Source organism: Methanobrevibacter sp., from assembly GCF_017432245.1.
In the GTDB taxonomy this organism is placed as follows: domain Archaea; phylum Methanobacteriota; class Methanobacteria; order Methanobacteriales; family Methanobacteriaceae; genus Methanobrevibacter.
In genome coordinates this window covers 1-11,551 of sequence record NZ_JAFRJO010000027.1, presented here as the reverse complement: position 1 = coordinate 11,551, position 11,551 = coordinate 1, and the positions used below count along the sequence as shown (strand labels likewise).

Genomic DNA, 11,551 nt, shown 5'->3' with positions numbered 1-11,551 from the left:
CGGGATTTTTATTATTATTGACTCTTTTAATCATATGTGTTATTTTGAAATTTGATTTTTTTGAATTTCAATTATCCCAATATGATATGTATAAACATTTATATATAATAATAAATATACTATTTTATGAGTATTACTTATACTCACATAGTTTGCCCTGGTGGTGTAGGGCCTATCATGTGGGCCTGTCGAGCCCGCGACTCGGGTTCAAATCCCGGGCAGGGCGCTTAACTATATGTTAAGTAAGATAGCCACATTGTATTTCAGTTGTTTAATCAGGGCCCGTAGCTCAGTCTGGCAGAGCGCTTGGCTTTTAACCAAGCGGCCGCGGGTTCAATTCCCGTCGGGCCCGCTCTGATTTTTTTTATTATTAACTTTACTAAATTTAAATTTTAAATAATATTTTTCAAGATTTTTTAGTTTTTATGTCTTATTTAAATCATATTTAAATTTATATTGTATTTGAACTTAGAAATTATTCTACTGGAATTGTGGATTTATTAAAAATGAAAGGGGTTAATGTTTTTATCATTCATAAATTTTCTATAAATTGATTTTATCTATTTTTTATTTTTCCAAAATTGTGAATTTATTCTATTCATGATTGATAATTCAATTTCAATTTTGATTTTTAATGAAATCTGTTCTGTGATGATGAAGAAGTAAGGTATTATAAAAATTCTTATGGAAATATTAAATTTTATTAAAGTTTAAACTGTACTCATTATTTAAAATTTGATTTAGAAAGTTATCAAATTGCAATTTATTTAAATAGTTTTATCGGAGGAATATTTTGGCATTTAATATATTAAACCACAGTGCTGTTCCAAAGCACGAAATCTTGTCTCAGGATGAAATTGATGAAATTTTTGAGAATGTTGATTATAAGATTAGTGACCTTCCTAAAATTACAGTAAATGATCCAGTTTCAATAGCTATTGGTGCTAAAGAGGGTCAAGTTTTGAAAATAACACGTAAAAGTGAAACAGCAGGCATATTTGTTACATATAGGCTTGTTAGCGGAGAAAATAATCAAAAATGATTTTATAAATTTAAAATTTTTAAAGGAAAATACTTCTTTTGAGAGTTTTAAATGTTATTTTAAATGGAATTAATTTTTTTATGAAAAGACCTAATTATTTTGGAGATATTAAATGGAAAATAAGACATGGGGTTTAGTAGATTCATTTTTTGATAAATACGATATTGTAGACCATCATATCAAATCTTATAATGATTTCGTTGATCATCGTATTCAAAATATCATTGATATTACTGAACCTATTACTATTACACATGGTGAAGGGGAAGATGAAGAGAGTTATACTCTCAAAACTGGTAAAATCCGTATAGAAAAACCTTTTACAAAGGAAGCAGACGGTTCTAGAAGTGAAATTTTCCCTACTGAAGCAAGACTTAGAAACTTAAATTATTCTGCCCATATGTTTTTGGAAATGGCTTTAAAAGACAATCATAGTGATGAAGAGCCAGAATTAGAAGAGGTTTATATTGGTGAATTGCCTCTTATGCTTAAATCAAGCAAATGTCATTTGCATGGGCTAAGTGATGAAAAATTAATGGAAAGAGGAGAAGACCCTAAAGACCCTGGAGGTTATTTCATTGTCAACGGTTCTGAAAGAGCTGTTGTTACTATGGAAGAGATTGCTCCAAATAAAATCATCTTAGAAAGAATTGATGAAATTGAAGATAGGCATGCAAAAGCTATCGTCACTTCAATTAAAAGTGGTTTTAGAGCAAGAATCACTTTAGAATATAAAAAACCACGTAAGAGTGGGGTCTTTTTAAGAATTTCTTTCCCATATGTTCCAGGTGAAATTCCATTAGTGATATTGCTCAGAGCATTAGGATTATCAACAGACCAAGAAATTACTACAACTATTTCTGAAGATAAAGACTTCCAAATGTATATTTCTGACGATATTCAAGTTTCTAATAAAAAAGACTTAAAACTTTTCGAGCATGATGAAGACCGTCTTGAATGGTCTATGACCTGTGAAGAAAGAGAAAATCTCTATGAGATGATGGAAGATGATTCCAGTCTCAAGAAAGTTGATTGCATTCAAGAGATTTTAGAAAAAAGGGAAGAGTTTTTAGAAACTGCTACTAAAGAGCAAAAAGATGAATTCTCTCAAAAACTCACTGAAGGAAGAAATGAGTACTTGAGAATGGCTGCTATTAAATATATTGGAAATAGAGTGGCTAAAGGAATGCCTGAAAGTTATAGAATTGATCGTGCTCAAGATGTAATTGACAGATACTTATTACCTCATATGGGTATCAAATCTGATAAAAGAGAAGAAAAAGCTATTTATTTAGCTGAAATGACTGAAATGTTGCTTCAAGTGATTGAAGGCCAAAGAGAACCTCACGATAAGGACCATTACACCAATAAGAGATTAAGAGTTTCCGGTGACTTAATGGAAGACTTATTCAGAGTAGCTTTCTCAAGCTTAACAAGAGATATGAGTTATCAACTAGAAAGAAGCTTATCTAGAGGTAAAGAGCTTTCCATTAAACAAGCTGTTCGTTCAGATGTTTTAACTGAAAACATTAAACACGCAATTGCTACAGGTAATTGGGTAGGTGGAAGAGCTGGTGTCAGTCAGCTTTTAGATAGAGTTAGTTATATGGCAACACTTTCTCACTTAAGAAGGGTTGTTTCTCCACTTACTAGAAGCCAACCTCACTTTGAAGCTAGGGATTTGCACCCAACCCAATTTGGTAAAATATGTCCAAACGAAACTCCTGAAGGACCTAACTGTGGTTTAGTAAAGAACTTGGCTCTAATGTGTAAGATATCTGAAGGTTTTGATCCTGAAGAAGTAGTTAATGTCATTAGAGACATGGATATTGATGAAAATGCAGGAGAAAATAAGATTTACATTAATGGTAAACTTACTGGATATTGTGATAATCCTGTAGAATTTACTAATGAAATGCGTGCTAAAAGAAGAAATGGTGAAATAAACAATGAAATGAATATCACATATTATGATGAAAATAATGAGATTTACATTTTCACTGATCCTGGTAGAGCAAGAAGACCTTTAATTCTTGTTGAAGATGGAGTTTCTAAACTTACAGATTATCATATGGAAGCTATTTCAAAACATGAATTGAAATGGGATGACTTATTTAAAGAAGGAATCTTAGAATATTTAGACGCTGAAGAAGAAGAAAACTCTTATATCGCTATGAGTTCTGATGCTTTCAGTGGTGAATATGCTGATCAATACACTCATTTAGAGATTGACCCTTCCACTATGTTAGGTATCTGTGCAGGTATTATTCCATTTTCAGATCACAACTCTTCTCCAAGGAACACTATGGAAGCAGGTATGACAAAGCAAGCATTAGGTTTATACATATCCAATTATGCATTACGTACTGATACTCGTGCACATTTATTGCACCATCCTCAAACTCCTATAGTAAAAACAAGGATCATCGATGCTATCAACTATGATTCCCGCCCATCCGGTCAAAATTTAGTTGTAGCACTTATGTCTTATGAAGGATATAACATGGAAGACGCAATGATTCTTAATAAGTCTTCTCTTGAAAGGGGTATGGGAAGATCTTCATTCTTCAGATCTTATGAAGCTTCAGAAAGAAGATACCCTGGTGGACAAGAAGATAAATTCGAACGTCCTGAAAAAGGTGTAAAAGGTTATCGTTCAGAAGAGGCTTATAAGTACTTGGATGATGATGGAATTGTAAATCCAGAATCTTATGTTGAATCTGGTGATGTTTTAATTGGTAAAACTTCCCCTCCTAGATTCTTAGGAGAAATCGATGAATTCGGTACTGTTGCTGAGAAAAGAAGAGAAACTTCTGTTACTGTCAGACACGGTGAAAAAGGTATTGTTGATGCAGTGCTTTTAACTGAAACTGTAGAAGGAAGCAAATTAACTAAAATAAGAGTAAGAGACACAAGACAACCTGAATTTGGTGATAAATTTGCATCAAGGCACGGTCAGAAAGGGGTTGTAGGTCTTATCTTATCTCAAGATGACATTCCATTCACAGAAGATGGTATTGTACCTGATATTATTGTAAACCCACACGCTATTCCATCAAGGATGTCTGTTGGACAAGTATTGGAAATGGTCGCTGGTAAAGCAGGATGTATGGAAGGACATCGTATGGATGGTACTCCATTTAATGATAATGCAGAAGATGAAATCAAAGAGGCGCTTATGAAAAACGGTTTTGAATCTGCAGGATGTGAATCATTATACAATGGTGTAACTGGTGAACGTATCGAAGCTGAAATCTTTGTAGGTGTTGCATATTATCAAAAATTACACCACATGACAACAGATAAAGTTTATGCACGTTCAACTGGTCCAGTACAAGTGCTTACACGTCAACCAACAGAAGGTAGAGCACGTGAAGGTGGTTTAAGATTCGGAGAAATGGAAAGAGACTGTCTTATTGCACACGGTGCAGCTCTAGCATTAAAAGAAAGGCTTTTAGATGAATCTGATAAGTATGAAGCAATTGTATGTAATGAATGTGGAATGCTAGCAGTATATGATAAGAACAAACGAAAAGTATATTGTCCAATTTGTGGAGATTCCGAAACATATCCTGTTGAAATTTCATATGCATTCAAATTATTATTAGATGAACTTAAAAGTTTATGTATTTTCCCTAAATTAATTCTTGGGGACAAAGCTTAAGAAATAAGGTGTTGAAATAAAAATAAATTTTTTAAGGAGCCAATATTTTGAAAGGAATTATTAAAAAAATTGATAAAATTAATTTTGGATTAATGTCACCAGAACAGATTAGGGAAATGTCTGTTGTTAAAATAGAAAGGCCTGATACCTATGATGAGGATGGTTATCCTATTGAATCCGGTTTAATGGACTCTCGTTTAGGTGTTATTGACCCAAGTTTAAAATGTAGAACTTGCGGTGAAAAAGGTGGGGAATGTCAAGGACACTTTGGTATGATCGAACTCGCAAGACCTGTAATTCATGTTGGTTTTGGTGATGATATCCATAAGATTTTACGTTCAACTTGTTCCGAATGTGGACGTGTACTTTTAGAGGAAAATGAAATTGCTGATTATACTGAAAAAATGCAAGAACTTCAAAAACAAGGGGAAAGCATTGAAGACACTGTAAAAGAAGTTTATAAAGAATGTAAGGATAGGAAAACCAGTGGAAAGTATAAATGTCCTCATTGTGGTGCTGAACAGGAAGACATTAAAATTGTTAAACCTATTGAAATCTATGAAGTTCGCAAAGAGTATGATGAAGAAGGAAATCAAATCTTTGAAAATAATGGAAGTCCTAGAACTTTTGATTATGAATTGACTGCATCTGAAGTGCGTGAAAAGCTTCAACGCATTCCTGATGAAGATGCTTATGTTTTAGGTGTTAATCCAGAAGTTGCTCGTCCTGAATGGATGGTGTTAACTGTATTGCCAGTTCCACCAGTAACTGTAAGACCTTCCATTACTCTTGATACCGGTGAAAGGTCTGAAGATGACTTAACCCACAAATTAGTTGATATTTTAAGAATTAATCAAAGATTGATTGAAAATATGGATGCGGGTGCTCCACAACTTATTGTAGAGGATCTTTGGAAGTTACTTCAGTACCATGTAACCACTTACTTTGATAATGAGGCAAGTGGTGTTCCTCCTGCAAGACACAGAAGTGGAAGACCATTAAAGACTTTAGCTCAAAGATTAAAAGGTAAGGAAGGAAGATTCAGAAGTAACCTATCCGGTAAACGTGTAAACTTTTCTGCACGTACAGTAATTTCACCTGATCCTAACATCAGTATTAATGAAGTCGGTGTTCCAGACATGATTGCAAAAGAGGTGACTGTACCTACTTATGTCAATGAATGGAACATAGATGAATTGAAAGAGGCTATTTTAAATGGTCCAAATGTTCATCCTGGTGCAAATTATGTTAAAAAATCCAAACTCAAATTCAGTAAAATGAAAGTTTTGGATAATAATAAAGAGCTTGTGGCTGAAGGGCTTGAATATGGTGATATCGTAATGAGACACCTTAAAGATGGAGACATTGTATTATTCAACCGTCAACCATCATTACACAGAATGAGTATGATGGCTCACGAAGTAAGAGTGCTTCCTTATAAAACTTTCAGACTAAATCTTTGTGTATGCCCTCCTTACAATGCAGACTTTGATGGAGACGAAATGAATATGCACGTTTTCCAAACTGATGAGTCTCGTGCTGAAGCAAAATCATTAATGAGAGTTCAAGAACATATCTTATCTCCAAGGTTCGGTGGGCCAATTATTGGTGCTATTCACGACCACATTAGTGGAGCTTATCTTTTAACCCGTGATGGATTCACTGTTCCGGAAGATGATGCATTCCAAATGATTAGAAAATCTCATTTATTAAACAATCCTTATGTTGATAAAAAAGATTTAAAACGTAAAGGACGTGATTGGACTGGTAAAGAATTATTCAGTTTATTGTTACCTAATGATTTGAATATGCATTATAAGGCTGAAATCTGTAGAAAATGTGATGTATGTACTCGTGAGAATTGTGAAAATGATGCATATGTTGTTATTAAAAACGGTCAATTGATATATGGTGCTATAGATGAGGCAGCATATGGTTCTTTCTCAGGTAAAATCTTAGATACAATTGTAAAAGAATATGGTCCTTCTCGTGCAAAAGAATTCTTAGACCGTTCTACTGACCTTGCTATCTGTGGTATTATGAAAACTGGAATTACCACTAGTACTAATGATGAAGAAATTCCTGAAGAGGCTAGTGAGAGAATCAGTGACCATTTAGATAATGCAGAAGCAAAAGTAGATGAGCTTATTGATGTTTATAATGCAGGTTTCCTTGATCCATTGCCTGGTAGAAGTGTTGAAGAAACTTTAGAGATGCGTATTGTACAAATTCTTGGGGAAGCTAGGGATAAAGCTGGTGAAATTGCAGAAAGTTATCTCACTATGGGTAAACAATCCCCTGAGGATTCTTATGATCAAGTGATGGCTGTTGAAAATCACTCTGTGGTTATGGCTCGTACTGGTGCAAGGGCATCTATGTTGAACCTTGCTCAGATTACTGCTTGTGTAGGACAGCAATCTGTTCGTGGTGGACGTATTACAAGAGGTTATCTAAATAGGCCATTGCCTCACTTCAGAAAGCATGAGTTAGGGGCTAGAGCAAAAGGATTTGTTCATTCAAGTTATAAAGAAGGATTGGATCCTGTAGAATTCTTCTTCCACGCTATGGGTGGAAGAGAAGGTCTTGTAGATACTGCGATTCGTACAGCACAATCCGGTTACATGCAAAGAAGACTTGTAAATGCACTTGAAGATTTAAATGTAAGGCCTGATGGATTAGTTGCTGATAATAAGAACCAAGTTATTCAAAGAGTATTTGGTGAAGAAGGTATTGACCCTGCAAAAAGTGATTTTGGTAAAGTAGCTAATTTGGACAAACTTATTTCTGAAATGAGAGTAAAAGGGGAATAATTTGGAGGTATTTTTATGGCTAAAAATGATAAAAAGGCAAAGTTAGATGCTGATGAAATTGCTGAGAATAATCCTAAAGAAATTGTTGAAAAGAAAGCTGAGGGAATTGATGAAAGTACTTCCGAGGAAAATAATGGGCAATTCGATATTAAAAAATTAGTTGATGAGAATGAAATTTTAATTTCTGATGAGCTCACCTCTGATTTGGATAATTTTGTTTCAGATGATTTGAAGAGTTTTATTCCTAATAATTTGAATAAAATCATTAAAGATAATGCGGATAATTTTATCATAAGCAAATTAGAGGCTTATATCAACAGTTCTTTTGATAAAATCATTGTAAATTATTCAGAAAAAATTGAATCCTCTGAGGAGATTTTTTTCAATTATGTAGATTTTATTAAGTTTTTAACTGATTCCAATTTCATTAAGTATGATGCAAGCCAATTAATGTTATCTGTCGCGGATTCAAATTCAATAGATTTTGATGGTTTTGTTTCAAAGTATTTGGATGATTCAAATTCAATAGATTTTGATGGTTTTGTTTCAAAGTATTTGGATTATTTAAATATAGAAAAATATATAGAAGAATCTATTGAAGAATCTATTAAGAAGTATAATGATAAGTATATTGGCGAATCTATTGAAGAGACCTTTAAAGATATTGTTGAGGACTCTATAAAAGATTCCATAACAGACTCATTAAGATTGTCTATTAAAGGTTCTGTTGAGGATCTTATTACAGATTCTATTAAAAAATATTATGAAGTTTCATCTAAGAAATTTAAAAAAGAGTTTACCAACCACTTTAATGATTTGGTTGATAAATTAATTTCTGCTATGAAAACTATTAAAAAGGAATATGAAAGAAGCAAACTTGATTATGATAAAAGTTATCTTGTTGATTTAGCTAAAAACTATTCTAATGGGACATTTAGTCAGGATGTCTTTAAGAAAAGATTAAATTCATTCAATTTAACTGAATCTAAATTATTAAAGAATGATGTTTCCATTCCTGAGAAAGATGTTATTGATATTGCAACTGCTCATTTCAATAAAGAGCTTTCAGATGATGATTTAGATGATTTAATTAAAAAAATCAAGCATGTGAAAGAGTTAAATGATAATGGAATATTCGAAGATGAAAATGATGTCATGTATTTGGCTTATGACTATTTCTGGGGAGAGTTATCCTCCAAGGAAGTAGGTTTCATATTTGATTTGGAAAGTTCTCTTCAAGATAATGAAAAAGAATACCCTGGATCTGACATTAAAAATGTTTATTACAGCAAATATTTGGTAAAATCTATCATGCCACAATTAGAATCTGAAGTTGAGGATATCAATAAGTCAGATGAGGAAAATGAGAAATCTATCAATATTGAATTTGCTTCATTGGTTACTGCACTCTGTGAAGTCTTAAAGGTTCTTGAAGATAATGAGATTTTATTCCCTCCTTCTTACGTGGGAGATTTAGCTTTCCATCATTGGAAATATCGTTATCATGATGAAGAATTAACTGATGAGGAATTAAACACCTTAATTCATAAGGTTGATGGAAAATATGGAAGGTCTTACATTGAAGATGGTGAAGCAGTAGGTACTGTTGCAGCCCAATCTGTAGGGGAACCTGGTACTCAAATGACTATGCGTACTTTCCACTACGCAGGGGTAGCAGAATTAAACGTAACCCTCGGGCTTCCAAGGTTAATTGAAATCGTGGATGCTAGGAAAAAGATTTCCACTCCTACCATGGATATTTTCTTCAATTGGGATAAGGTTGATAAAATTATCAGGAAAGAGAAGAAAGAAATGGAAGAATATAAGGATGTATTGATTGATGATATTGATGTGACTGATGAGGATATTGAAGAATTTGTAAAAACTTTGGCAAATAAGATAGGTAAAAGCACTATAAATGACATTTTGCTTGATTTCAAATTAAACTTTGATGATATGACAGTTGATGCAATCTTTGATGAGAAAAAGATTAAAGAAAAACATCTTGACTATGATAAAATTCAGAATGTATCAATTGAAAAAGCATTCAAAAGCAAATATATCATTGATGAGGAAAACCCTTATAAAATCACTTTCTTGCCTAAAAATTCTGACAAGATCCCTACTATCCGTGAACTTAGACTTTTAGGAGATAAAGTTCGTGATTTACAGATTAGTGGTACAAAAGGCATTGGAAAAGTTATTGTCCGTAAAGAGGAAGAGTGGACTATGCATACTGAAGGTTCCAATCTCAGTGCAATATTTGATGAAGAAGGTATTGATAAAGTAAGATCAACTACTAATGACATTCATGAGATTGAAACTGTACTAGGTATCGAAGCTGCTCGTAATGCTATTGTCCATGAGCTTAACCGTACTTTATCTGACCAAGGTTTAACTGTTGACATTAGACATATTATGTTAGTTGCTGATATGATGACTTCCGAAGGGGTAGTCAAATCCATTGGAAGACATGGTATTAGTGGTGAAAAGCCAAGTGTTCTTGCTCGTGCTGCATTCGAAGAAACAGGTAAACATTTACTTCATGCAAGTATCAGAGGAGAAAATGATGAATTAACTGGTATTATTGAAAACATTATTATTGGTCAGCCAATACCTTTAGGTACTGGATCAGTAAGTGTTACAATGAAATCAGATGCATATAAATAATGTATTTAATAATTACATGCAGTAATTATTAATTAAAAAAAATTTAAAAATTGAAATTTGAATTTAATAAGGCTTTGATTATCAAAATATAATCAGTTTTATTAAATATTTCATTTTTTATTTTATTTATTTCATTTTTTTCATTTTTTTATTTTCATTAGGTTTAAATCTTAAATTTATAAAATGAATTAAGTGAAATTTCATATTCATAGTTATTCTTATTCATTGAATATTGGATGCCATTCATCTCAATTCAATTAATTAGGAATAATTTATTTAAAATATTCTATTAAAATATCAATAAATTATAAATAATAGATATATTATAATTAAATGTAATAGTTTAATTTCATATTTGTTATTTAATTTTATTTTATTTAATAGCACATATTTTATTACTCTATGAAAATTTTATCTTGAGTAAGATATGATTTATTTAATTGGAATTTTTCTTATCTTGAGATAGATGATTTTTTTAAATTAAAATTTAGGAGGCAGATGATGGATATAGAAAGAGGAATAAGAGTTGCAGTAGATACAGGTGATGTTACTCTCGGCTCAGAAAAATCTATTCAATCTTTAAAATTAGGTAAAGGTAGACTTGCAGTTGTTGCAGCTAACAGTCCTAAAGAAATTTTAGAAGATGTGGAATATTATGCAAATCTCTCTGAAATTCCTTTCATTGTATATGAAGGTACAAGTGTAGACTTAGGTTCTGTTTGTGGTAAACCATTTACTGTTGCTACTTTAATCATAAACGATCCAGGAGATTCTACTATCTTAGAAGCAATGGGGTAGATTTTGTGTCTATTAAATTTAATGCAAATGAAATCCGTTTTATAGCTCTCTTTGAGAGTATGACTGGTGCAATGGTTAAAGATTGCATTTTAGATGATGAAAATACCAAAGTTACTTTTGTCGTTAAGAATGGTGACATGGGTTTGGCTATTGGTAAAGGTGGAAGCACTGTAACCAAAGTTAAAAAAGCAGTTGGAAGAGGAGTTGAAATCATTGAATATAATGAAGATCCTGCTCAATTTATAAAAAATATATTATCCCCTGCTGAGTTAAAATCCATTAAAATTGTCGAAAAGAATAACGATGAAAAAATAGCTATTGTCAATACAGATTCTTCTAATAAGAGAATAGCTATTGGTAAAAATGGTATTAACATTGAAAGAGCAAAATTATTAGCAAAAAGACAACATGAAATAAATAATATTATTTTAAAATAATCTTTAAAAATTATTTTTTTAATTATTTTTTTTAGAATAATTCTTTTCTAATATTTTTGTTTTGCATTATTGCTTATGCTAATTACACATAATCTAATAATTTTAGATTATGTTAACTTTTTATTTTTTT

The 11,551-nt window shown here is 32.1% G+C and carries 6 protein-coding genes and 2 tRNA genes; all 8 read left to right on the top strand.

Annotated features, from left to right (window positions below; all coding sequences use genetic code 11):
* The first annotated feature begins 154 nt into the window (after positions 1-154).
* Positions 155-226, top strand: a tRNA-Asp gene (locus IJI80_RS02240).
* Positions 227-278: 52 nt separating this feature from the next.
* A tRNA-Lys gene (locus IJI80_RS02235) sits at positions 279-352 on the top strand.
* A gap of 441 nt (positions 353-793) precedes the next feature.
* A complete protein-coding gene (locus tag IJI80_RS02230) occupies positions 794-1,042 on the top strand; it encodes a DNA-directed RNA polymerase subunit H (RefSeq protein ID WP_292787251.1) in 249 nt (82 codons plus the stop codon).
* A gap of 112 nt (positions 1,043-1,154) precedes the next feature.
* Positions 1,155-4,706 (top strand): DNA-directed RNA polymerase subunit B, encoded by a 3,552-nt coding sequence (locus IJI80_RS02225; RefSeq protein WP_292787249.1) that lies wholly within the window; start codon positions 1,155-1,157, stop codon positions 4,704-4,706.
* Between the two features lie 47 nt (positions 4,707-4,753).
* Complete coding sequence (locus IJI80_RS02220; protein ID WP_292787246.1) at positions 4,754-7,516, top strand: DNA-directed RNA polymerase subunit A'; 2,763 nt, start codon at positions 4,754-4,756, stop codon at positions 7,514-7,516.
* 15 nt (positions 7,517-7,531) lie between these two features.
* Positions 7,532-10,186 carry a DNA-directed RNA polymerase subunit A'' gene (gene rpoA2 / locus IJI80_RS08290; protein WP_365953665.1) on the top strand — a complete coding sequence of 885 codons (2,655 nt, stop codon included), beginning with the start codon at positions 7,532-7,534 and terminating at the stop codon, positions 10,184-10,186.
* Positions 10,187-10,684: 498 nt separating this feature from the next.
* Positions 10,685-10,984, top strand: a complete 300-nt coding sequence (locus IJI80_RS02210) for a 50S ribosomal protein L30e (protein ID WP_292776400.1) — start codon at positions 10,685-10,687, stop codon at positions 10,982-10,984.
* A gap of 5 nt (positions 10,985-10,989) precedes the next feature.
* Entirely contained in the window at positions 10,990-11,421 is a 432-nt protein-coding gene (locus IJI80_RS02205) for a NusA-like transcription termination signal-binding factor (RefSeq protein WP_292787243.1), read from the top strand.
* The last annotated feature ends 130 nt before the right edge of the window (positions 11,422-11,551 follow it).

What these genes read in the sequence shown, in the direction of transcription:
- IJI80_RS02210 (WP_292776400.1), top strand. Translation starts at nt 10,685, where the DNA reads ATGATGGATATAGAAAGAGGAATAAGAGTTGCAGTAGATACAGGTGAT.
- IJI80_RS02225 (WP_292787249.1), top strand. Translation starts at nt 1,155, where the DNA reads ATGGAAAATAAGACATGGGGTTTAGTAGATTCATTTTTTGATAAATAC.
- rpoA2 (WP_365953665.1), top strand. Translation starts at nt 7,532, where the DNA reads ATGGCTAAAAATGATAAAAAGGCAAAGTTAGATGCTGATGAAATTGCT.